Annotated in this window: 1 rRNA gene; it reads left to right on the top strand. The window is 60.2% G+C overall.

Features of this window, described 5'->3' with window-relative positions:
* Window positions 1–259, top strand: a 23S ribosomal RNA gene (locus AC0IY1_RS25410); the annotation flags it as partial.

Below are 259 nucleotides of genomic sequence, written 5' to 3'. Positions count from 1 at the left end.
ACCCTGAATCCATAGGGGTTTGAAGCGAACCCGGGGAACTGAAACATCTAAGTACCCGGAGGCAAGGACATCAACGAGACTCCGTCAGTAGTGGCGAGCGAACGCGGATCAGGCCAGGGCCTGGCTTTAGTTTACCGGAACGGTCTGGAATGGCCGGCGAGATGGGTGACAGCCCCGTACGGGACGGACGATGGCCAGGACTCGAGTAGGGCGGGACACGTGACATCCTGTCTGAACATGGGGGGACCACCCTCCAAGC

The sequence above is a fragment of the Methylobacterium sp. AC690 genome (genome assembly GCF_979256535.1).
The sequence above is the reverse complement of the archived record's forward strand: the minus strand, read 5'-3'. Positions and strand labels throughout refer to the sequence as shown.